The sequence below is a fragment of the Protofrankia sp. CiP1_Cm_nod1 genome, assembly GCF_920888515.1.
Lineage (GTDB): Bacteria > Actinomycetota > Actinomycetes > Frankiales > Frankiaceae > Protofrankia.
Window position 1 is genome coordinate 1 of the sequence record NZ_CAKKTM010000332.1, and the last position, 21,864, is coordinate 21,864.

Here is a 21,864-nt window from a genome sequence, read left to right on the forward strand (position 1 = left end):
GGCCCGACCTGGCCACCGCGCTCACGGCACCCGCCGGCCAGCCAGCCCGGGAGGCCTGGGCCCCCGCGGCGTCATGCTCCGCGGTGACGGACTTCCACAACCTGCTGGTGGAACTCGCCGGCAACCAGACCCTGATCGTGCTCGCCGGGATGCTGCGTCACATCATCGGCATGGCGCGCGAGGATGCATCGGGCGCCGGTGCCGGTGCCGGCAGCAGCGGTGGGAGCACGGCACAGCCGGGCGCACCGGCGGCCGAGGACGACGGCCGCCAGACCTACCGGCAACTGGTCGCCCTGGTCGAGGCCGGCGCGGCGGACGAGGCCGAGGCGCTGTGGCGGGATCACCTGCTGGCGACGACGCCCACCCCCGGGCGCGCCCCGGCCACTGTCGTCGACCCGCGAGCCGAAATCCCCGGGCCGGCCCAGGACCATCGACGGCCCGGTGCCGCCTCCGCCGCGTCACGGGAAGCCGAAATCCCCTGAGTGCCATTGTTCGATGAAGCGCCGCCACCGGATGGGTAATGTGGATCAGGTGACGCGCGCCGAGGCCGACTCCCTGGTCGAGGTCCTCGACCTCGACCGCATCGAAACCAACATCTTCCGCGGTTGGTCGTGGCACACGGCGCCGACCCGGGTGTTCGGGGGCCACGTCGCGGCGCAGGCGCTCATCGCCGCCGGCCGGACGGTCGCCCCTGATCGCCCGGTGCACTCGCTGCACGCCTACTTCCTGCTACCAGGCGATCCCGGCGCGCCGATCGTCTACGATGTGGATCTGATCCGTGACGGACGGTCGTTCACGACCCGGCGGGTGGTCGCCATCCAGCACGGCCGGGCGATCTTCCACCTGTCCGCCTCCTTCCAGCGCGTCACCGACGGCCCGGAGCACCAGTCACCCATGCCGCCGGCAGCGCCGCCCGACGAGCTGCCCGTCAGCCTGCCCGAAGAGCTGCCCGAGTGGTCCCTGCCGAACGGCGGGAGCGTCGAGCCCTTCTTCTCCCGGTACCTCGACGTCCGGCTCGTACCGACCGAAGGCGCGGACGGCTCCGTCCAGCAGCCCGTGTGGTCCTCGCATGGGGAGCCGCACAGCCCGTACCAGCGGATGTGGTTCCGCGCCCGCGGGACGCTGCCCGCCGACCCGCTCTACCACGTCTGCGCGGTCACGTACGCGTCCGACCTGCGGCTGATCACGACGACCCTGCTTCCCCACCGGTCGACGGACGGCCGGACGATCTCGCTGGCCAGCCTCGATCACGCCATGTGGTTCCATCGGCCGTTCCGCGCGGACGAGTGGCTGCTCTACATCCAGGACAGCCCGTCGGCCGCGGGCTCCCGCGGCTTCGCCCGCGGCGAGATATACACCGCCGACGGCCGGCTCGTCGTCTCAGTCGCCCAGGAAGGCCTGATGCGCCTCCACTCCTGACAGTGAGGATGTAGGCGGGCCCCGCCGATCCACCGACCCGGCCGAGCGCATGGTGGGCACCCGGCGTCGGCCAACGGCCAGTGGCGCCCCGGTCACGTTCTCGTGTTTCTCCGTGCTCTGCCGTGTTCTGCCGTATTCGGCCGTGTTCGGCCGTGCTCTGCCGTGTTCGGCCGTGCTCTGCCGTGTTCGGCCGTGCTCTGCCGTGTTCGGCCGTGCTCTGCCGTATTCGGCGTCACCAGGGCGTCAACGCCGCTGGTGGCCGGCTCCCGCGGGGTCGATGCTGCCGATGCGGCAATACGGCAATCGGCGCGATCCGGGGAGTTCATGGTGCCAGCGCTCGTGGGTGACAGCCCGGGTATCCGGCGTGCCGCGCCTGTTCCCGGGACGTCCCGGTCAGGGGCCGCGGCGAAACCCGGCACCGGTGCCACCATCGGCGCCCGGACACCCGGACACCCGGATTCCCCGACGCCCGGATTCCCGGGCGCCGGGTATCCGGCATCCGGACGGCCGGGCATGATGGGGTTGCCGTCACCCCAGGGGAGCGCTGTAGCCCGTCGGTCCCCCACGGTGGCAGCGGGACGTGGCAGAAGGAGCAGCCGGTGCGTGACCTGGTTTTCGCCGTCCTGATCATCGTGATATTCGCGGTGCTGGGGCTCGTCGTACGAGGGGTGGAACGGCTGTGACCGCCGAGAACCTGACCGGGCTCGTCCTGGCGGCCGCCCTGGTGGTCTTCCTCGTGGTCGCCCTGCTTTTCCCGGAGAAATTCTGATTTTCCTGGAACAGTTCTGACCTGCCGGACCAGCGACACGCTACGGCCTGCCCGGCCACGGACCGCACGACCGCTGCCGCGGTCGTGTTTCCCCCGGGCCCGGGCTCCCGGTCGACAAGGGGTCACTGAATGAACACCACGACGGCGGGAGCCGTTTTCGCCGCCTCGCTCGCCATCGCCCTCGGCCTGACCTACCGGCCATTCGGCGACTATATGGCCCGGGTATACACCTCCAAGCGTCACCTGCGGGCCGAAAAAATGATTTACCGGCTGGTCGGTGTCGATCCGGACACGGACCAGCGATGGAGCGTCCACCTGCGCGCCGTACTCGCGTTCTCGTGCGTGTCAGTGCTCTTCTTGTACGTTCTCCTCCGCCTGCAGGGCCGGCTGCCGCTCAGCCTCGGTTTCGGCGGGATGGCGCCAGGCCAGGCGTTCGACACCGCGGCCAGCTTCGTCACGAACACCAACTGGCAGTCCTATGCCGGCGAGTCGACGCTCGGATATCTCGTGCAGATGGCGGGTCTCGCGGTGCAGAACTTCACCAGCGCCGCGGTCGGCATCTCGGTGGCGATCGCCCTGGTCCGCGGGTTCGCCCGCAACCGTACCGACCGGCTCGGCAACTTCTGGGTGGACCTGGTCCGCACCGTCGTCCGCATTCTGCTGCCGATCTCCGTCATCGGCGCGGTCGTCCTGGTCGCCGGCGGTGTCGTGCAGAACTTCCACGACGTCCGGACGGTGTCGGCCATCGCCGGCTCCAGCCAGGCCATAACCGGCGGCCCGGTGGCCAGCCAGGAGATCATCAAGGAGCTCGGCACCAACGGCGGCGGTTTCTACAACGCCAACTCCGCCCACCCGTTCGAGAATCCGACGGTCTGGACCAACTGGCTACAGGTCTATCTGCTGCTGGCGATCCCGTTCGCGCTGCCGAGAGCTTTCGGGAAAATGGTCGGCGATACCCGCCAGGGTCTGGCGATCGTCTCGGCCATGGCCGTTCTGGCGATAACCGGGATATTTCTTGCCAACGGTTTCCAACTGGCTCACCACGGCACGGTCCCGACCGCTGTCGGGGCCGCGACCGAAGGCGTCGAAACCCGTTTCGGGGTGTCGGGATCGGCCACCTTCGCGGCCGCCACCACGCTGACGTCCACGGGTGCGGTGAACTCCGCGCACGACTCCTACACCAGTCTCGGCGGCGCCGTCCTGCTGCTGAACATGATGCTCGGGGAGATCGCCCCGGGCGGCGCCGGATCGGGGCTCTACGGAATGCTGGTCGTCGCCGTGCTCGCGGTGTTCGTCGGCGGTCTGATGATCGGGCGGACGCCCGAGTACCTGGGCAAGAAAATCGCCGCCCGGGAGGTGAAGTTCGCCGCGCTCTACATTCTCACCACGCCGGTGCTGGCCCTCGGCGTCACGGCGGCGGCCATGGCGCTGCCCGGTGAACGGGCGAACATGCTGGGCTCCGGCGCGCACGGGCTGTCCGAGGTGCTGTACGCGGCCACCTCGGCGGCGAACAACAACGGCTCGGCGTTCGCCGGCCTCACGGTGAACACGGCCTGGTGGAACACGGTGCTGGGAATCTCCATGCTGCTCGCCCGGCTCCTGCCGGTCGTGTTCGTCCTGGGCCTGGCCGGCAGCCTCGCCCGGCAGAGGACAGCCCCCGCGTCGAGCGGGACACTGCCCACCCACCGGCCGTTGTTCGTCGGCCTCGTCACCGGTGTCGCGTTCGTCGTCGTCGCACTGACCTACTTCCCAGCCCTCGCCCTCGGGCCGTTCGCGGAAGGCCTGCACTGACATGCCCACGACCGCCGTACGCGGCACCTCCGCCGGACCAGCGGGCGGCCCCGGCTCCGCCCGCCCGCCCCGGCGGGCCTCCGGTGGCCTGCTCGACCCACGGATGCTGCTGCGCTCCACCCCGCAGGCGCTGCGGAAACTGAGCCCGGCCACCCTGTGGCGCAACCCGGTGATGCTCATCGTCGAGATCGGCGCCGCGTTCACCACCGTGCTAGCGGCCCTGGACCCCACCGTGTTCGCCTGGCTGATCGTCGGCTGGCTGTGGCTGACCGTGCTGTTCGCCAACCTCGCCGAGGCCGTCGCCGAAGGGCGCGGGAAGGCGCAGGCCGCCGCGCTGCGCAGGGCCAAGACCGACACGATCGCCCGCCGGCTCGTCGGCTGGGCGCCCGGCCGGCCCGTCGAGACGGCCCGGACCGAGCCGGTGCCCGCGCCGGCCCTGCTCAAGGGCGACCGTGTGGTGGTGGACGCCGGCGAGTTGATCCCCGGTGACGGCGACGTCATCGAGGGCATCGCGAGCGTGGACGAGTCCGCCATCACCGGCGAGTCCGCGCCGGTGATCCGCGAGTCCGGGGGCGACCGGTCCGCGGTGACCGGCGGCACCCGGGTGCTGTCGGACCGGATCATCGTCGAGATCACGCAGCGGCCCGGGGAGAGCTTCATCGACCGGATGATCGGCCTGGTGGAGGGCGCGAACCGGCAGAAGACCCCGAACGAGGTCGCGCTGAACATCCTGCTGGCCTCGCTGACCATCATCTTCCTGCTCGCGGTCGTGAGCCTCCAGCCGCTGGCGGTCTTCTCCCGGGCCCAGCGGCCCGGCATCCCCGACAGCGCCGCCCTGGGCGCCGACGGCATCCCCGGGATCGTGCTGGCGGCACTGGTCGTCTGCCTGATCCCCACCACGATCGGCGCGCTGCTGTCGGCGATCGGCATCGCCGGCATGGACCGGCTGGTGCAGCGCAACGTGCTCGCGATGAGCGGTCGCGCAGTCGAGGCGGCCGGCGACGTCGACACCCTGCTGCTGGACAAGACCGGCACCATCACCCTTGGTAACCGCGAGGCGCGGGCGTTCATCCCGGTCGGAGGCGTGGACGAACGCGAGCTCGCCGACGCCGCGCAGCTGTCCTCGCTCGCGGACGAGACCCCGGAGGGACGCTCGATCGTCGTCTTCGCCAAGACCACCTACGGCCTGCGGGAGCGCACCGCCGGCGAGCTGCCCACCGCGACCTTCGTCGCGTTCACCGCGCAGACCCGGATGTCCGGTGTCGACCTGGCCCCGCCCGGGCCCCGCGGCGGCGAAGACCGGCGGGACAGCGGCCCCGGCGAAGCCGGCGAAGCCGGCGACGGCCTGCACACCGGTGGCGGCCGGCAGATCCGCAAGGGGTCGGCCAGCGCGGTGCTGGCCTGGGTCCGGGAGAACGGCGGGAGCGCACCGCCCGACACCGGCCAGGTGGTGGACGGCATCTCCGCCTCCGGCGGGACACCGCTGGTCGTCGCGGAGGTGGTCATCACCAGCGGTGTGGACGGTGGCCGGAGCGCCCGCGTCCTGGGCGTGGTCCAGCTCAAGGACATCGTGAAGGCGGGCATGCGGGAACGCTTCGACGAGATGCGCAGCATGGGCATCCGCACCATCATGATCACCGGTGACAACCCGCTGACCGCGCGGACCATCGCCGAGGAGGCCGGGGTGGACGACTTCCTCGCCGAGGCGACCCCCCAGGACAAGCTCGACCTGATCAGGCGGGAGCAGGCCGGCGGCAAGCTCGTCGCGATGACCGGGGACGGCACCAACGACGCCCCCGCGCTCGCCCAGGCCGACGTCGGCGTCGCCATGAACACCGGCACGTCGGCCGCGAAGGAGGCCGGCAACATGGTCGACCTCGACAGCAACCCGACGAAGCTCATCGAGATCGTCGAGATCGGCAAGCAGCTGCTCATCACCCGCGGCGCCCTGACGACGTTCTCGATCGCCAACGACGTCGCCAAATATTTCGCGATCATCCCGGCGCTGTTCGCCGCGGTGTATCCCGGGCTGGAGACGTTCAACCTCATGCGGCTGCACAGCCCGCAGTCGGCGATCCTGTCCGCGGTCGTCTTCAACGCGCTGGTCATCATCGCGCTGATCCCGCTCGCCCTGCGCGGCGTCCGCTACACACCTGGCAACGCCACGGCGATGCTGCGGCGCAACCTCTGCGTCTACGGCCTCGGCGGCCTGGTCGTCCCGTTCGTCGGGATCAAACTCATCGATCTGGCCGTCCAGTTCCTCCCCGGAATCCGGTGATCGTCATGGCCTCCCCGCGCCTGCCCGGCCCCGTCCGCCACCTCCTCGCCGCGCTGCGCATGCTGCTGGTGCTCACCGTGCTCGTCGGCATCGCGTATCCCCTGGCCGTCACCGCGATCGCCCAGCTGCCCGGGCTGCGCCACCAGGCGGACGGCTCGCTCGTCCGGGCCGCCGACGGCACGGTCGTCGGCTCGTCGCGGATCGGCCAGCCGTTCACCGACGCCGCCGGCCGCCCGATCCCGACCTACTTCCAGCCCCGGCCGTCCGCCGCCGGGGCCGGCTACGACCCGACCGCGACCGCCGCGTCCAACCTGGGCCCCGAGGACGTCGTCGACACGTTCGACGATCCTGCCACGCCCGGTGACGAGAGCCGGCGCAGCCTGCTCACCACCGTGTGCGGCCGCAGCAGGGCCGTCGGGCAGCTCGAGGGCGTCGACGGACGGCGCCCGTACTGCACCCCGGACGGTGCCGGCGCCGTGCTGGCGGTGTTCCACCGTGATCCGGGCCCCGCCGGGCCGGTCGTGCGGGTCGTCAGCGTGAACGAGCAGTGCCCGGCGCGACCGTTCGTCACCACCTACGAGGGCGTGCGGGTCGAGTGCGCGGCGCCCGGCGGCGACTACGCGGCGGGCCGGCGCGTCCTCGTCCCCGGACCGGGCCGCGGCCGGGACAACCCGGTGCCACCGGACGCAGTGACCGCCTCCGCCAGCGGCCTGGACCCGGACATCTCCCCCGCCTACGCCTACCTTCAGGTGAACCGGGTCGCGGGCGCCCGCGGGCTGCCCCCGGCAGCGGTCCGCCGGCTGGTCGAGGAGCATGTGCGCGGCCGTGCGCTCGGTTTCCTCGGCGAGCCCAGGGTCAACGTCGTCGCGCTCAACCTCGCCCTGGACAGGCTCGGCGCGGGCTGACGGAGACTTGCACTGCCCAGGGAACCTCCGCGGAGGCGTCACCATGTTGCTGGCACCGGTCCCGGCAGTGGCAGGACCACCGCTTCTGACACCGGTGGTCCTGCCGCTGTCACCGCCGTCACCGCCGTCGTTCCGGTCGCCGCGGGGCGCCCCGCCCGACACCCGCTCGTGGGACGGCGCGGCATGACCCGCGTCCTGATCGTCGACGACGACACCCAGATCCTGCGCGCGTTGCGGATCACTCTGCACGCCCGGGGGTACGAGGTCCTGACCGCGACGTCGGGACAGCACGCGCTCGCCGCCACCACCTCCGGACAGCCCGACATCATCCTGCTCGACCTGGGCCTGCCCGACATGGACGGGACCGAGGTCATCCACGCCCTGCGCAGCCGGACCGCGACGCCCGTCATCGTCCTGTCCGGCCGTGCCGGCAGCAGCGACAAGGTCGGCGCGCTCGACGCGGGCGCCGACGACTACGTCACCAAGCCCTTCCGCGTCGACGAGCTCCTCGCCCGGCTACGAGCGGTAGCCAGACGAACCCTGAGCACGACAGAGGCCCCGCTGACGACGATCGGCGACTACACGATCGACCTGACCGCCCGACAGGTCACCAGACTGGCAGGCCAGCGGCGTGACCACGGTGACCAGCCCGACGGCCCGGTCACCGTCCGCCTCAGCCCGACCGAATGGCACCTGCTCGAAGTCCTGGTGCGCAACCCCGGGAAACTGCTCACCCACCGCCAGCTCCTTCCCCGCACCGGCGGCCCCTCCCCGAAGGAACACAGCCACTACCTGCGCGAGTACATGGGACGGCTGCGCCGCAAGCTGGAGCCGAACCCGGCACGCCCCCGCCATTTCATCACCGAGCCCGGCATGGGCTACCGCTTCCAGCCATGACCAGCGCGGTTCCCGCCGCGGCCAGCATGACCCCGACCGGCACCGGCCCGGCCGCGTGGACCAGGGCAGCCCGCCATGTCGCGGGACACGCCATACGCCACGCGCGGAACCGGTTTGACACCCACTACACACGGCCCTACTTTGAAACAAATGATTGTTTACTTACCTGAGCCCGCATCCGGCCCGCGGCATCGGCAACCGGGCCAGCCAGTGGGGACGCCGACGAGAGGGGCACTCGCATGACCCAGTCCATCCCGGCGGCCGGGCTCGCCCCGGCCGGGCTCATCCCTGTCGGGCCTGCCCCTGTCGGGCCTGCTCTGAGCGAACCGCAGTACCCCCTCGCCCCATCCGCGGTCAACGCCTCGGTGTACACAGACCCGGCGCGCTATCAGCGGGAACTCGACCGGATCCTGTCCCACGCCTGGTTCCCGGTGTTTCCGTCCGCCGATGTGCCCAAGCCGCGCGACCACGTCGTCTGGAGCCAGCTCGGGCAGTCAGTGGTGATCATCCGGCTTGACGACGGCTCGCTGTCGGCCTGGCACAACGTCTGCCAGCACCGCGGCGCGCTTCTCGTCGCGGGTGCCGGGCGCTGCTCCACCGGCCGGTTCACCTGCCCGTGGCACGGCTTCGTCTACGATCTTGAAGGCAACGTCCGGCAGGTGCCGCTGCGTGAGTCGTTCGACCCGGCACAGCTGGCCGGGCTGCGGGCGCCGGCGGTCAGGGTGCTCGAGTGGTCGGGCTGGATCTGGCTGACGCTCTCCGACACGGTCCCCGACCTGCTGGAGTACCTCGGCACGATCGGCGAGGAGCTTGCCGGCTACCAGCTCGACCGGTTCGACACCCGCTTCCGCGCGTCGGTCACGCTCACCGCGAACTGGAAGATCGTCGTCGACGCGTTCAACGAGACCTGGCATGTCCCGTTCACGCACAAGTCGACCCTCTCCGGGCTGGTCCTGTGGCGCGACGCCAGCCTGAAGATCGCCTCACCGCACTCCTGGATGACACTGCCGATCCGCGGGTTCACCGACAGGGTCTCCGACAGCGACCATCGGCAGACCCATCTGTGCCACTACCTCGCGTTCCCGAACACGATCTTCAGCTGCTTCCCCAACCACCTGCAGATGTGGACCGCCTGGCCGGTCGCCCCGGACAGGACCGTCCTCAACGCCTACCAGCTCGTCGGGCCCACCCCGGACGGCCTGAGCGAGGCGAAGTGGGAGCAGCACAACGAGCGGGACTGGAAACACTTTCTCGACGTCCTCGCGGAGGACTCCGAGGTCATCAACAACTTCGCGGCGCTGGCCCGGTCGAAGGGGTTCCGCCGGAACATCTTCAACACCGCCGAAAGCAGGCTGACCGCCTTTCACGACGAAGTCGCCAGTCGCATTCGTTGACCAGGAGAAAGAAATGATCACAATCAGAGTCGACCGGGACGTCTGCCAGGGCTACGGCAACTGCGTCCTCGCGGATCCGGAGATCTTCGACGTGGACGACGACGGCCTGGTGGTGCTGTCGCAGGCCACCGTCGCCGGCGAGCGGCTGCCCGCTGTCCGCCGCGCGGAGTACGACTGCCCGAGCAAGGCCATTCACTTCACCGAATAGGCCGGCGGCCGTGGCGCCACGGCTGCCGGCAGCGGACGGTTGAGAGCCCGGCCGGGATCTCCTGGCCGGACTCTCAACCGTCCGCTGTTTTCCGTGGCCTCGGGGCACCGCCACCCACCGCTTCTCCCGAAGGACAGCCGCTTCTCCCGACAGGACAGCCGCTTCTCCCGGTGGACGGCTGCTTCTTCCGGCCGGGCGGCAGGATGCGGGGACGCGGGCGTGGCCACCCTCGAGACGGCCCTGGCCGGACCGGTGTCACCGGTCCGGCCACCTGCATGACGCCTGTTGCCCACTGGGCGTACGAAGGATCCGAACTCGTACGAGGGACCCGGGTCAGAGCCCCATCTCCTTGGCGATGATGCTGCGCTGGATCTCGCTCGCGCCGCCGCCGACCATCGCGTGCTTGGCCTCGCGGAAGTAGCGCTCCATGTCGAACTCCGGCAGCTGCGCGTATCCACCCAGCGCCTGCATGCCGTTGAACGAGGTCCTGAAGGCGACGTCGGCGGCGAACACCTTCGCCATCGACACCTCTTTCAGGGCGCGCTCACCGCGCGCCATCTTCGTCGCGGCGTTGTAGACCAGCAGCCGCGCGGCCTCCACCTCGCACTCGTTCTCGGCCATCCGGTGCTTGAGGACCTGGAACGACGACAGCGGCCGGCCGAACTGGGTGCGGTTCCTGGTATAGGTGACGGTGTCGTCGAGCGCCGTGCGGGCGTTGCCCACGTAGGAGGCCGCCAGGCTCAGGCGCTCGTACTCCAGGTGCTCACCGATGTAGCCCCAGCCGCTGTTCACCTCGCCGATCAAGTTTCCGGCGGGGACGCGGACATCCGTGAAGAAGATCTCCGTGGTGCCGAGGCTACGGCGGACGATCGTGTTCAGCTTGCGTATGTCGACGCCGGGCGCGGTGTTCGGCACCAGGATCAGGCTGAGGCCCCGGTGCCGCTCCGGGCTGGTGCGCGCGAGCACGGTGATGACCGTGTCCGGCAGGTGCGCCCCGGAGCAGAAGACCTTGTTCCCGTTGAGGACCCAGTGGTCGTTGTCGAGGACGGCCCGTGTCTGCACCGCCGCCGCGTCCGAGCCGGCCCCCGGTTCGGTGATCGAGACGCTGAACTTCGTCCTGCCGGCGAGGAAGCCCGGCAGGTACTGCTCGCGCTGCTCGGCCGTGCCGTGGTTGGCGATGTTCGTCGCGGTGAACATGGAGGTCATCACGCACGCGGCGAAGTCGAGGCTGAACTTCGCCATGGCCTCGCAGAAGATCGCGTACATCACCGGGTCGGCGTCGAGCCCGCCCTGCTCCTCGGGGATGAGCAGGCCCAGCCAGCCCCTGTCCGCGATCTTCTGGTAGGCCTCGTCGGGAAACTCCCGGGACTCGTCGTGCTTGCGGATGTACTCCCGTCCTACCTCGCGCTCCATGAACGTGTGCAGCGTGTCCCTCCACAGCCGCTGCTCCTCGGTGAATCTGAAGTCCATCCCTGCGCCCTCCGTCAGCACCGCGGGTCCGTATCTGTCCGTTGACCACGTTAATCGACCATGCTAGAAAAAAACAAGTGATTGTTTTTGAATCCTGACCTGGGCGATCGACACAGTCACCAGCCCGCCACAGGCATTGGAGACGCCCCATGACCGGTGTGCTCACATGACACTCGACCAGACCTACCGCGGCCTGCGGGTACTCGACCTCAGCGAGAACATCGCGGGCCCGCTCGCCTGTCTGATCCTTGCCGATCTCGGTGCCGACGTCGTCAAGGTCGAACGTCCGGGCAGCGGGGAGGCCACCCGCGGCCTGCCGCCGCGGTGGGGGCCGGAGAGCACGGTGTTCCTCACCGTGAACCGCAACAAACGCAGCGTCGCCCTGGACATCGCCACCCCGGCCGGCCGCGACGCGGTGCTGCGCATCGCGGCCGGCACCGACGTCGTCGTCGAGTCGTTCCGGCCCGGGGCCGCGGACCGGCTCGGGCTCGGCTTCGACGACTTCCGCCGGGTCAGCCCCCGCGTCGTGCACTGCTCGATCAGCGCCTTCGGCGAGGGCCCGCTCGGGCACGACCGTCCCGGATACGACGCGATCGTGCAGGCCTTCACCGGCATCATGGAGATGACCGGTGACGCCGACGGCCGCCCGGCCCGCGCCGCGCCGTCCGTCGTGGACGTCTCCACCGGCCTCTGGGCGATCACGGCGATCCAGGCCGCGCTCGCCCGTCGCACCGGCGGGAGCGAGGCCCAGCGGCTGGAGACCGCCCTGGTCGACAGCGGCTTCTTCCTGCTCTGCCACCAGGTCATGGGATTCCTCGGAACCGGCGAGTTCCCCGGCCGCCTCGGCTCGGCCGCCCCGAGCACCGCTCCCTACCAGGCCTTCCGCACCGCGGACGGCGCGATCATGATTGCCGCCGCGACGGACCGGCTGTTCGAGCGGCTCTGCGCGGCCCTCGACCTTCCCGAGCTCCGGGCCGACCCCCGGTTCCGCACCGTCGCCGACCGGGTGCGCGCGCGCGACGCGCTGACGGCCGCCATCGAAGAGCGGCTGGGCACCGCGTCATCCGAGCACTGGCTCGGACGGATCTCCGCCGTCGGCGTCCCGGCGGGGCCGGTCAACGACCTGGCCGCCGCCCTGGCCCATCCGGTCACCCGCGAGCGCGCCCTCGTCCGCGATGCGGAGCCCCTCGGCGACACGCTGCGCGCAAGCGGGCTCAGACAGCTCCGGCTGCCGATCGACACCGACGGCTCGTGCGCGATGCGCGAACCGCCCGCGCTCGGCCAGCACACCGCGGAGGTACTCGCCGAGGCCGGCATGACCCCCGCCGAGATCCTCGGTCTCGTCCCGAACCCGATGACGGAAGCGACGGTGTCACCACTATGACCGGCTCGACCACGACCGGCTCGGCCGCAACCAGCTCGGCCGCAACCAGTTCAGCCGCAACCAGCTCGGCCGCCAGGACCGGCTCGGCCGCCGCCCGGCGTCGTGAGGCTCTGGAGGCACGCTATCCCCGCTGGGTGCCCCGCACGACCGCCCAGCTTCTCGATCTCTTAGCCGCCGAGCGTCCCCATCGGCCGCTCGTTCTCGGTGACGCCAGGTCCTACAGCTACGGCGACATCGCCGACTGGTCGGGGCGGCTGGCCGCCGGGCTGATGGCGCTCGGGGTACGGCCGGGCGATCACGTCGCCGTGGACATGGCGAACCTGCCCGAGGTCGTGGCCCTGAAGTTCGCGGTGGCCCGGGTCGGGGCGGTGTCGGTATCGATCAACTTCCGGCTGCGGCACGAGGAGCTCAGCTACGTGCTGCGCCAGTCCGACAGCGTCGTCCTGATCACGATGGACCGCTTCCGCGAGCTGGACTACCTCGACGCCCTGGACCGGATCGCCCCGGGCTGGGAGACGGAGGCGGGTGGCAGCTCGCTGCCCCGGCTGCGGCACGTGTTCGTGCTCGGAACGGACGGCGGGCCGGCCCGCGGCCGGCCGCTGGGCGAGCTCGTGGAGCTCGGCCGTGGGATCAGCGACGAGGAGGTGCGGTCACGCACCGCGGCGGCCGACCCCGACGCCGTCTCCGACCTGCTGTACACCTCGGGCACCACCGGTGCGGCCAAGGGCGTGATGCTCCAGCACGACGCCGTCCTGCGGACCGCGTACGCCAGCGCCTACACCCGCGCGTTCGGGGACGGCCGGCGGATCCTGTTCGCACTGCCGATCTACCATGTCTTCGGCTACGTCGAGGGCCTGGTCGCGGCGCTGTTCGTCGGCGGGGCGATCTGCCCGCACGCCACGTTCGACGCCCAGCAGACCCTGCGGGACATCGCCCGCCACCGTATCGACGAGCTGATCTGCGTCCCGGCGATGACCAGTCTGGTGCTCGACGCGGCACGGGCCGGCGAGCACGACCTGTCGTCGCTGCGGACGATGTTCTCCTCCGGGGCCGCGCACTGCGCCGGCATGTGGGCCGACATGCTCGAGGTGCTGGGCGTCGAGGAGATCTTCACCGCGTACGGTCAGACCGAGACCACGGCGTCGACGACGTGCACCCGGCCGGGCGATCCTCTCGACCGGCTGGCGAACACGAACGGGACCACCAAACCGGCGGGTGTCGCCGGTGCCGCCGAGCTCGGCGGCACGCTCGCCGTCTACCGGACGGTGCACTCCGAGACCGGTGCGGACATCCCGGCCGGCGAGGTGGGTGAGCTGGTGGTCCGCGGCCCGATCGTCACCCGCGGCTACTACGACAAGCCCGCGGAGACCACGGCGCTGTTCACCCCCGACGGGTGGATGCGCACGGGCGACCTCGGCCGCATCGACGAGCAGGGCTACCTGATACTGACCGGCCGTAAGAAGGAGTCCTACCGCTGCGGCGGGGAGCTGGTGCTGCCCGGCGAGGTGGAACGGGTGCTCACCGACCACCCGGGCGTGGCCGCCGCGCACGTCGTCGGGATCCCGCACGCACGGATGGGCGAGGTCGGGTGCGCCTGGATCGTGCCCGGCCCGGGACGGCCCGCGCCGGACGAGCTTGTCGCCTACTGCGCGAACAGGCTTGCCCGCTTCAAGGTCCCCGACGTGGTGCTGTTCATCGAAGAGGACGAGATCCCGGTGACGGCCACCGGCCGGGTGCAGAAGTTCATGCTCGCGGAGCGGGCGGTGGCCCTGCTGGCCCAGCGGGCGCGGACAGAGCAGGGCACACCGGACGCGCAAACGGGACCAGGCACGCAGGACGCGCGGACGGGACCAGGCACGCAGGCCGTGTCCGGCGCCGCCCGGCCGGCCTCGGTGGGGTCGGCGTGAGCGGCCCGCGGATCGTCATCGCGGGCGGCGGGCTGGCGGCCGTCCGCACCGCCCAGAGCGTGCGTGACCTGGGGCACCGCGGTGAGGTGCGGATTCTCTCCGCCGAGACGGAGGCGCCCTACGACCGCCCCCCGCTGTCCAAGGAGTACCTGCTGGGCACGCTGGCGGACGATGCCATCCGCCTGCTCGGCCCGTCCGGCTACCGTTCGCTGGGGATCGGGCTCGAGCTCGGCCGGCCTGCCGTCGCGCTGGACACCGTGGCTCATACGGTGACCGTCGCCGACGGGACGGTGGTCCCCTACGACCGGCTTGTGATCGCCACCGGCGCCCGGGCCCGGCCGCTGGGCGTCGTCACCGGCCGCGCGGCGGCGTCCGCGCTGCGCACCGCCGCCGACGCCCGCGGGCTCGCGGCCGTACTGCGCGACGGGCGGCGGATCGCGGTGATCGGCGGTGGGTTCATCGGCCTGGAGGTGGCCGCGACGGCGCGCGCGAGAGGCTGCGCGGTGACGGTGGTCGAGGCCCAGCCCGCGCCGCTGCTGGGCACGGTGGGCCCGCTGGTCGCGGGCTGGCTGCGGTCGCGGCACGTGGCGCACGGCGTCGAGTTCCGCTGCGGGGTGACCGTCACCGCCGCGGGAGCCGCGCCGGGCGGCGGCGAACGGCTCGGGCTCGCCGACGGGTCGGTGGTCGACGCGGACGCCGTCGTCGTCGGCGTGGGGGTCGTCCGCGACGTCGGCTGGCTCGCCGAAGCCGGCCTGGAAGTAGCCGACGGCCTCGTGTGCGACCTGGCCGGGCGGACGGGCGCGCCGGACGTGTTCGGCGCGGGAGACGTCGTCTGCCATCGCACCGAGCACGGCCTGGCCCCCGTGGGGCACTGGACCGCCGCGGGGAACAGCGCCCGGCGCGTCGCGCACACGCTGCTCGGCCTGCCGGCTCCGGATCTGCTCGACGACGGGTTCTTCTGGTCGGACCAGCTCGGCCTGCGGCTGCAGTTCGCCGGCCGGGCCGACGCCGGCAGCGAGTTCGTCGTGGTGGCGGGTGACATGGCCACCGACTCGTTCGCCGGGCACTTCCGCGCCGAGGGCCGGATCACCGGCGTGTTCGCCGTCAACAGCCCCCGCCAGTTCCTGCGTAGCCGCAAGGAGCTGCGCGTGGCCCACGCGTCCACCACCGTCAGGGAGGTCCTGCGATGACCGTCACCCACGAGCTCGACGCCGCCGCCCGTCAGGAAATCACCGAGCTGTACGCGCGGTACACGCACGCCTTCGACGACAACAGCCCGCAGGACCTCGCGGACCTGTTCACCGACGACGGGACCTTCGTACGCGACGGCGCCGAGCCGGTGCACGGCCGGGCCGCGCTGGCGGAGCTGGTCCGCGGCGTCGCGGCCCGGGGCGCGGGCGGCCGGCACCTCGTTTCCTCGGTGGTTGTGGAACCTTCGGCCACCGGTGCCTCTGGCAGCGCGTACGTGCAGGTCATAAGCATTGGCGCGGACACGGTGCGACTCGTCGTCATCGGCCGCTACCACGACGAGTTCGCTCGTTCCGAGGGCCGCTGGCGGTTCCGCTCGCGCCGCTTCACGTCGTTCACCGGCGCCGGGCTGGCGGGCGCGACCATCGCGGCCGCCGCGGAAGCGGGCTGACCCGACGCACCCGGCGGCGGGACAGCCCGGCCGCGGGACGGCCCGGCAGCGGAGCCCGCCACCGTCAGCCGAACCAGCGGGCGGTGGCGGGAGGGGTCCGATACAGATCAATCAGAGAAGATCAACAGCTGGGGGCGCACGCGGGCCCGGCGCCTCCGGCTCACCAGCCGGGTGCCCAGCGCGCACGCCGTGCGGCGGATCCGGGCTGACGAGCAGGCGTCCACCCGTAGCGGGCTCACCCGTGGAAGACGGTCAGCCACGTACCGGGACCAGCCCGTTCGACATACAGTAGGGATTACGAAATCACGACGGTCGCCACGAGCGCAACCTGTCGGAGGGGGGATCCTGCCGCCTGTGGCTGTCATCCCTCGTGGGGGGACAGCTTGACGAAACAATTGTTTGTTGAATGGGTCACATCGATCATACCAAATAGCCGTTTTGTCCATCTTGAAAACGGATATTACGGACAAATATTCCAGCCCGTCGGGGATATTGGACCAACGCGACCGTACGATCGGATCTGGATCAGGACTTCGGGGAGGCGCACGGGTGGCTAAGCAGCGGGAACTACGGGTGGCCAGGCAGCGGGAGCGCGGCACTCGAGCGGCCTCCGGACCCGTGTCGGCCGAGCTCATCGAGCGGGAGGCCATCCGCCTGTTCGGCGAGAGGACGTATCCGGTCGTCGGGATGCGGGACATCAGCGACGCGGTCGGGATCCTGCCCGGCAGCCTGTACGTCCACATCAACAGCAAGGAGGACCTGCTGATCAAAATTGTCGAGCAGGGCATCCGGAGCTACCTGGACGCCATCGCGCCGATAGCCGAATCAGAGCATTCCGCAACCATTCGGCTACGAGAAGCGATCACGGCGCACATGCGGGTCCTCGCGGCCGCTCTCGAGCAGACGCGGGTGAGCTTCCACCAGTGGACCTATCTGAGCGCCGAGCACAAAGAACGCGTCATCCTGATGCGGCAGCGCTACGAGGAGCTCTTCAGCAGAATCCTGAACGACGGCATCAGCTCCGGGGAGTTCCGGGACGTCGCCAACCCGCGCGTCTCCGTGCTCGCCCTGATAGGCATGCTCAACTCGGCGACGGAGTGGTACTCCCCCACCGGCCCGCTCAGCCCCGAGGAGCTCAGCGAGGCCCTCGCCGACAACGCTCTGACCGGACTGCGGAAATGACTGCCCGCCGACGCATCACCCCGATCCGGAGAACTGTTCGCGCAGCTGCCGCTTGAGGACCTTGCCGTAGGCGTTGCGAGGGAGCGCCTCCACCCACACCACCCGCTTCGGCACCCGGTAGCCGGCCAGCCTCGTCCGGCAGGCGGCAAGCACCGCGTCGCTGTCACGGCTGTCGTCCGCCGGCACCAGTACGGCGGTCACCGCCTCGCCCCAGATCCGGTGTGGCAGCCCGATCACGGCCGCGTCCTTCACCCCCGGCAGATCGACGAGCACGTCCTCCACCTCACGGGCGTAGACGTTCGACCCGCCGGTTACGATCATGTCCTTCTTCCGGTCGACGATATACAGATAGCCGTCGCCGTCGAGGCAGCCGATGTCGCCGGTGTGCAGCCAGCCGCCGGCCATCGTCCGCTCGGTGTCCGCGGGCCGGCCCCAGTACCCGTTCATGGTCTGGGGAGCGCGCGCCACGATCTCCCCGGCCGTACCGTCGGGCAGGGCCGCTCCCGCGTCGTCGACGATGCGCAGCTCGACCCCGGGAAGCACCCGCCCGGCCGAACGGGCCAGCGGTGAATCAGGATTGTCCAGCGCGTGCAGATGATCCTTCTGGTCGAGAACCGTGAAGAACATCGGCGACTCCATCTGGGCGAACGACTGGATCAGGCGCCCGTCGAAGACCTCCGTCGCCTCCCGCATGGTCTCCGGGCCGATCGGGGAACCGGCGTAGTAGAGCCGGCGCAGCGAGGCCGGAACCGCCCAGCCCGGCGGCCGCGCGTCCAGCAGCATCCTGATCATCGACGGCACCATGAACATCCCGGTGACGCCGTGCTCGGTGAGCAGGCCCAGGGTGCGCCCGGCGTCGTAGGAGTGGCACAGCAGACTGTGGCCGCCGAGCAGCAGCGTGGGCAGGAGCAGGAAGCCCGCCCCGTGGGTCAGGGGGGCGACGTGCAGCGTGACCTCGTCGTCGCCGAGCCCGAGCACCCGCACCGCGGTCCCGGCGATGCTGAGCCAGGAACGGTGGCTGAGGACGACCGCTTTCGGTGAGCCGGTCGTGCCGCTGGTGTACATCAGGCTCGCGGGGTCGTCACCGGCCCGCGCGACCGGCCGCGCAAGCGGCCGCGCGCGGGCGGCCAGCGCCGCGAGCCCGGAATCCGCGCCGTCCCGCGCGTCGGCGTACACGACCGTCAGCCCGGGCAGCCGCGACGGATCCGGGAGCCGGTCGCTGAACTCGCTGGTGGTCACCAGCACCCGGCTGCCCGAGTCGGTCAGCATGTGCAGGTAGTCCGCGCGCGTCAGCCGGACGTTGAGGGGGACGGCGACCAGCCCGCCCGCCGTGGCACCGAGATACGCCTGGACGTACGCGTGGCTGTTGTGGAGCAGCAGCGCGACCCGGTCGCCGGGCCCCAGACCGAGCCCGAGCAGCCCGCCGGCCACCGCGGCGACGCGTCCGGCCACCTGCGCGTAGGTCGACGCGGTGGCACCGGCGGCATCGTCGAGATCGGTCAGGCAGGGCCGGTCGGGGTACCGCCGTGCGGCATCCCAGAGGATCTGGGCCGCCGTGATCTGATCGCCGTCAGCCATACCGATGAGAGTAGGAAACAGGCACGTCCGCGGATACGGAGAATCCATGAGAAGCGGAGGCCAGTATTAGGAGTTCCCTCCAAAGATCTCCTACCAGCTCGAGGTGGTGTCGATGTCCGATGCCAGTGGCAGCCTGCTGGTCACGACCGCGCAGCGGCTTCGCCAGCGCACCGACGACCTGGTCGAACGGCAGCTGGACGCGCTGCGGACGCTGCGTTCCTACGACCGGGTGCCCGACGACGACCTCCGCCGGTCGTGCCGGCGCAACGTCGCCCGGGTCGTCGCGGTCCTCGAGCGGCGCGACCAGCTGCCGCCGGAGATCGAGGAGGACGAGCGGGTCTCCGGCCAGCGCCGGGCGTTACAGGGCATCCCCTCCGAGGACGTCGTCGAGGCGTACCGCAGAGTGCTCAGCGTGCTGCGCGACGCGTTCATCGAGGAGGCGGTGGCGGCCGGGGCCGACCCGTGGGCCGTGCTCACCGGGGCCCGGCGGCTGTGGGACCTCACGGACCGGTTCAGCAGCGTCCTGGTTTCCGCGCGCCAGCAGGTGGAGATCGATGCCGCCCGCCGCGACGAGCGCCACCGGATGGCGTTCCTGCACCGCATCCTCACCGGCGGGGCCGACCCCGCCGAGCTTGTCGAGGGCGGCGCGGTCCACGGCATCCTGCCCGACCGGGAGTACTGGGTGCTGCGCTGCCGGCAGCGCCCGGAAGGGGTGCAGCGGCTGATCCGGCAGCTGGAGCCGGCCGGCACCGGCGCGGGCTTCCGGCCACTGATCACCATGTTCGACGACGACGTGGTGGGGATCAGCGCGATCCGTCCCGTCCCGCACGACGATGCCGTGATCGCGGTTGCCGGGCCGGTGACGCTCACCGGCGTCCCGCAGGCGTTTGCCGAGGCCACCCGAGTGCTCAACGTCGCTGTGCGCTACCGCCGTACCGGCGTCGTGGACAGTTCGTCACTGTCGGTACGGGCCGCGGTCGAGCAGCAGGCCGAACTCGGCGAACAGCTGTTCCGTCGCTACGTCACCCGCCTGAGCGGCCGGAGCGGGAGCGCGTCGGCCGAGATACTCGAGACCGTGCGGACCTACCTGCGCGAACGCCGGTCGGTGGCGGCGGCCGCACGGGCGCTGTCGGTCCACGAAAACACGGTGCGTTACCGGCTGGAGCGATATCAGACGATCACCGGCGCCGACCTCGCCGACACCGACACCCTTGTCGAGGTCTGGTGGGCGCTGGAGTACGCCAGCATCCGGCCGGCGGCCCCGGACGCCTGAGAGCCAGCCTGGTTGACGGGCGGGCAGCACCATGGAAACCTTGTAACAAACAGTTGTTTGCATCGGAGGGCGACGATGATCGACGGAGCCGTCGTGGTGGATGCCGTGGTGCATCCCTACAACCTCGCGCCCGCGAACCAGAACCCCGCGGCCCGCGACCAGCTCGAGGCGGTCTACGCCGCGCACGTCCTCGCGACCGGCCAGAACCGTCCCGAGTACCTGCTCACCCATGACGAGTTCTTCTCCGACTTCCCCTTCGAGGCGATCGCCGACTCGCTGTTCGTCGAGAGCCCGGTCGACCTCGCGGTCATCCACGCGCTGCCCAACCTCGGGTTCGCCCGCGGCCACGTGACCGCGCCCGAACGCGCCGCCGCGTTCCGGGACCGCTACCCCGACCGGTTCCGGCTGTTCGCCACGGTCGACACCCCGATCACCGACGCCGCCATCACCCAGCTGGAACAGCAGGTCACCCGGTTCGGCGTCGACGGGCTGAAGCTGTATCCCGCCTTCTTCTACGACGATGTCGGCAGGGGCTGGCGGCTCGACGACGCCGACTACGCCACCCCGCTGCTGGAGGCCGCCCGCGACCTCGGCATCCGCAACGTCGCGGTGCACAAGGCGCTGTGGCTGCCACCCGCCCCGCGCAGCGCCTTCAGCCTCGACGACCTGGACCTCCCGCTGGAGCGGTTCCCCGACATCAGCTTCCACGTGGTGCACGCGGGCGCGGCCTTCCTCGAGGAGACCGCGACGCTGCTGCGCCGGCACCGCAACCTCTACGCGACCCTCGAGTCCGTGTTCGCCTACGTGGTGGTCAGACCGCTCGTGTTCGCCCGCATCCTCGGCACCCTGCTGCGGGCCTGCGGCGCCGACCAGCTGATGTTCGGCAGCGGCTCCAACCTGTCCCACCCGGCTCCGCTGCTGGCCGCGTTCGACGGTTACGAGCTGCCGGCCGACCTGGTCGCCGAGCACGGCTACCCCCAGCTGACCGCCGAGGACCGCCGCAAGATCCTCGGCGGGAACGCGCTGCGCCTGCTCGGCCTGGACGCCGCCACCGTCGCCAGCCGTGTCGCGGACGACGAGTTCGCCCGCGAGCGCCGGCGCGGCGCGGCCCGCCCCTGGGGCCAGCTGCGCACGGGCGCGACGGCGGTACGGGGATGAGCCACCGGGCAGGGCGCGCGCACCGTCGTCCCCGGAAGAACCGTCGTCCCCTGGAGAACCGTCGTCCCCGGAAGAACAGCCGTCCTCCGCGGAACGGCCGTCCGCGGAACGGGAACGGCGGCGCGGCGCGCGGCCGGCGGAGCGGATCGGGGAGCGCATGAACCGCACGGGGACGGCGGCACCCACCGAGGAGCGGGTCCGTGCGGCGCTGCGCTCGGTCCCCGAGCCGTGTGGCCTGCTCATGCGTACCCCGATCGACATCTGCGAGATGGGGCTGGTCGACGGGATCGAGTGCCGCGCGGGGAACGTCCGGGTGGTGCTCGTCCTGACCGACACCTCCTGTGTGCACCTCTCCGGCCTGAAGCGTTACATCACCGATGTCCTGACCGCGCTGCCCGGCGTCGAGTCCGTCGAGGTCACGGTGTCGACGACCCAGCTGTGGACGCCGGACCGCCGACAGCCGGCACCGGGCCACCGCACCCGTCCCGAGAACATGCCGGCCGGTGACGCGCCGCGCGCCGCCGGCCGGCACCGCCGCGGCCGGGAGGCCCCGTGATCCGCCCTGTGCGGGATCCGGGCTCGCGGAACGCCTCACTTGTGGGCGGGCGGCAC

At 71.2% G+C, this 21,864-nt stretch carries 19 protein-coding genes; 17 read left to right on the forward strand and 2 right to left on the reverse strand.

Going from position 1 to position 21,864, the window contains the following annotated elements; genetic code table 11:
• The 9 genes from NBX02_RS14950 to NBX02_RS14990 all read left to right on the forward strand — a co-directional run.
• A partial coding sequence (locus NBX02_RS14950) for an FCD domain-containing protein (RefSeq protein ID WP_250291832.1) occupies window positions 1-482 on the forward strand: 482 nt, incomplete at its 5' end.
• 13 nt (window positions 483-495) lie between these two features.
• Window positions 496-1,419, forward strand: coding sequence for an acyl-CoA thioesterase (locus tag NBX02_RS14955; RefSeq protein WP_445548449.1), 924 nt, complete (start codon window positions 496-498; stop codon window positions 1,417-1,419).
• A gap of 679 nt (window positions 1,420-2,098) precedes the next feature.
• The gene (kdpF, locus tag NBX02_RS14960; protein ID WP_250282804.1) at window positions 2,099-2,188 is read left to right on the forward strand and encodes a K(+)-transporting ATPase subunit F; all 90 of its coding nucleotides are present in this window, start codon (window positions 2,099-2,101) and stop codon (window positions 2,186-2,188) included.
• 129 nt (window positions 2,189-2,317) lie between these two features.
• Window positions 2,318-3,979 (forward strand): potassium-transporting ATPase subunit KdpA, encoded by a 1,662-nt coding sequence (gene kdpA / locus NBX02_RS14965; RefSeq protein ID WP_250282806.1) that lies wholly within the window; start codon window positions 2,318-2,320, stop codon window positions 3,977-3,979.
• A 1-nt stretch (window position 3,980) separates the two neighbouring features.
• Window positions 3,981-6,257, forward strand: coding sequence for a potassium-transporting ATPase subunit KdpB (gene kdpB, locus NBX02_RS14970; protein ID WP_250291837.1), 2,277 nt, complete (start codon window positions 3,981-3,983; stop codon window positions 6,255-6,257).
• A gap of 5 nt (window positions 6,258-6,262) precedes the next feature.
• Entirely contained in the window at window positions 6,263-7,162 is a 900-nt protein-coding gene (locus tag NBX02_RS14975) for a potassium-transporting ATPase subunit C (RefSeq protein WP_250282811.1), read from the forward strand.
• A gap of 183 nt (window positions 7,163-7,345) precedes the next feature.
• The gene (locus NBX02_RS14980) at window positions 7,346-8,059 is read left to right on the forward strand and encodes a response regulator (protein ID WP_250282813.1); all 714 of its coding nucleotides are present in this window, start codon (window positions 7,346-7,348) and stop codon (window positions 8,057-8,059) included.
• A 239-nt stretch (window positions 8,060-8,298) separates the two neighbouring features.
• Window positions 8,299-9,453, forward strand: a complete 1,155-nt coding sequence (locus NBX02_RS14985; RefSeq protein ID WP_250282815.1) for an aromatic ring-hydroxylating oxygenase subunit alpha — start codon at window positions 8,299-8,301, stop codon at window positions 9,451-9,453.
• A 13-nt stretch (window positions 9,454-9,466) separates the two neighbouring features.
• Complete coding sequence (locus NBX02_RS14990; protein WP_250282816.1) at window positions 9,467-9,661, forward strand: ferredoxin; 195 nt, start codon at window positions 9,467-9,469, stop codon at window positions 9,659-9,661.
• A 333-nt stretch (window positions 9,662-9,994) separates the two neighbouring features.
• On the opposite strand, the gene NBX02_RS14995 is transcribed toward NBX02_RS14990, so the two are convergent.
• Entirely contained in the window at window positions 9,995-11,131 is a 1,137-nt protein-coding gene (locus tag NBX02_RS14995; RefSeq protein ID WP_250282818.1) for an acyl-CoA dehydrogenase family protein, read from the reverse strand.
• A 166-nt stretch (window positions 11,132-11,297) separates the two neighbouring features.
• Here NBX02_RS14995 and NBX02_RS15000 point away from each other — a divergent pair, with 166 nt between their 5' ends.
• The 5 genes from NBX02_RS15000 (at window position 11,298) to NBX02_RS15020 (ending at window position 17,243) form a co-directional block, all read left to right on the forward strand.
• A complete protein-coding gene (locus NBX02_RS15000) occupies window positions 11,298-12,515 on the forward strand; it encodes a CaiB/BaiF CoA transferase family protein (protein ID WP_250282820.1) in 1,218 nt (405 codons plus the stop codon).
• The gene (locus NBX02_RS15005) at window positions 12,512-14,422 is read left to right on the forward strand and encodes an AMP-binding protein (protein ID WP_250282822.1); all 1,911 of its coding nucleotides are present in this window, start codon (window positions 12,512-12,514) and stop codon (window positions 14,420-14,422) included. Before NBX02_RS15000 ends, NBX02_RS15005 begins: the two co-directional genes overlap by 4 nt.
• Window positions 14,419-15,612: an FAD-dependent oxidoreductase gene (locus tag NBX02_RS15010; RefSeq protein ID WP_250282824.1), complete on the forward strand. Its 1,194-nt coding sequence runs from the start codon at window positions 14,419-14,421 to the stop codon at window positions 15,610-15,612. Before NBX02_RS15005 ends, NBX02_RS15010 begins: the two co-directional genes overlap by 4 nt.
• Complete coding sequence (locus tag NBX02_RS15015; protein ID WP_250282826.1) at window positions 15,609-16,061, forward strand: nuclear transport factor 2 family protein; 453 nt, start codon at window positions 15,609-15,611, stop codon at window positions 16,059-16,061. Before NBX02_RS15010 ends, NBX02_RS15015 begins: the two co-directional genes overlap by 4 nt.
• 549 nt (window positions 16,062-16,610) lie before the next feature.
• The gene (locus NBX02_RS15020; protein ID WP_250282828.1) at window positions 16,611-17,243 is read left to right on the forward strand and encodes a TetR/AcrR family transcriptional regulator; all 633 of its coding nucleotides are present in this window, start codon (window positions 16,611-16,613) and stop codon (window positions 17,241-17,243) included.
• 15 nt (window positions 17,244-17,258) lie between these two features.
• On the opposite strand, the gene NBX02_RS15025 is transcribed toward NBX02_RS15020, so the two are convergent.
• Window positions 17,259-18,821 (reverse strand): AMP-binding protein, encoded by a 1,563-nt coding sequence (locus NBX02_RS15025; protein WP_250282830.1) that lies wholly within the window; start codon window positions 18,819-18,821, stop codon window positions 17,259-17,261.
• Between the two features lie 112 nt (window positions 18,822-18,933).
• Here NBX02_RS15025 and NBX02_RS15030 point away from each other — a divergent pair, with 112 nt between their 5' ends.
• From NBX02_RS15030 to NBX02_RS15040, 3 genes are all read left to right on the forward strand, one after another.
• Window positions 18,934-20,094 carry a helix-turn-helix domain-containing protein gene (locus tag NBX02_RS15030; RefSeq protein ID WP_250291841.1) on the forward strand — a complete coding sequence of 387 codons (1,161 nt, stop codon included), beginning with the start codon at window positions 18,934-18,936 and terminating at the stop codon, window positions 20,092-20,094.
• Between the two features lie 75 nt (window positions 20,095-20,169).
• Window positions 20,170-21,252 (forward strand): amidohydrolase family protein, encoded by a 1,083-nt coding sequence (locus tag NBX02_RS15035; protein ID WP_250282834.1) that lies wholly within the window; start codon window positions 20,170-20,172, stop codon window positions 21,250-21,252.
• A gap of 157 nt (window positions 21,253-21,409) precedes the next feature.
• Window positions 21,410-21,808, forward strand: coding sequence for an iron-sulfur cluster assembly protein (locus tag NBX02_RS15040; protein WP_250291844.1), 399 nt, complete (start codon window positions 21,410-21,412; stop codon window positions 21,806-21,808).
• Window positions 21,809-21,864 lie beyond the last annotated feature (56 nt).

Excerpts from the sequence above, each read along its gene's own strand:
- NBX02_RS14955 (WP_445548449.1), top strand. The coding sequence starts at position 496 with ATGAAGCGCCGCCACCGGATGGGTAATGTGGATCAGGTGACGCGCGCC.
- kdpA (WP_250282806.1), top strand. The coding sequence starts at position 2,318 with ATGAACACCACGACGGCGGGAGCCGTTTTCGCCGCCTCGCTCGCCATC.
- kdpB (WP_250291837.1), top strand. The coding sequence starts at position 3,981 with ATGCCCACGACCGCCGTACGCGGCACCTCCGCCGGACCAGCGGGCGGC.
- NBX02_RS14975 (WP_250282811.1), top strand. The coding sequence starts at position 6,263 with ATGGCCTCCCCGCGCCTGCCCGGCCCCGTCCGCCACCTCCTCGCCGCG.
- NBX02_RS14980 (WP_250282813.1), top strand. The coding sequence starts at position 7,346 with ATGACCCGCGTCCTGATCGTCGACGACGACACCCAGATCCTGCGCGCG.
- NBX02_RS14985 (WP_250282815.1), top strand. The coding sequence starts at position 8,299 with ATGACCCAGTCCATCCCGGCGGCCGGGCTCGCCCCGGCCGGGCTCATC.
- NBX02_RS14990 (WP_250282816.1), top strand. The coding sequence starts at position 9,467 with ATGATCACAATCAGAGTCGACCGGGACGTCTGCCAGGGCTACGGCAAC.
- NBX02_RS14995 (WP_250282818.1), bottom strand. The coding sequence starts at position 11,131 with ATGGACTTCAGATTCACCGAGGAGCAGCGGCTGTGGAGGGACACGCTG.
- NBX02_RS15000 (WP_250282820.1), top strand. The coding sequence starts at position 11,298 with ATGACACTCGACCAGACCTACCGCGGCCTGCGGGTACTCGACCTCAGC.
- NBX02_RS15005 (WP_250282822.1), top strand. The coding sequence starts at position 12,512 with ATGACCGGCTCGACCACGACCGGCTCGGCCGCAACCAGCTCGGCCGCA.
- NBX02_RS15015 (WP_250282826.1), top strand. The coding sequence starts at position 15,609 with ATGACCGTCACCCACGAGCTCGACGCCGCCGCCCGTCAGGAAATCACC.
- NBX02_RS15025 (WP_250282830.1), bottom strand. The coding sequence starts at position 18,821 with ATGGCTGACGGCGATCAGATCACGGCGGCCCAGATCCTCTGGGATGCC.
- NBX02_RS15030 (WP_250291841.1), top strand. The coding sequence starts at position 18,934 with ATGTCCGATGCCAGTGGCAGCCTGCTGGTCACGACCGCGCAGCGGCTT.
- NBX02_RS15035 (WP_250282834.1), top strand. The coding sequence starts at position 20,170 with ATGATCGACGGAGCCGTCGTGGTGGATGCCGTGGTGCATCCCTACAAC.
- NBX02_RS15040 (WP_250291844.1), top strand. The coding sequence starts at position 21,410 with ATGAACCGCACGGGGACGGCGGCACCCACCGAGGAGCGGGTCCGTGCG.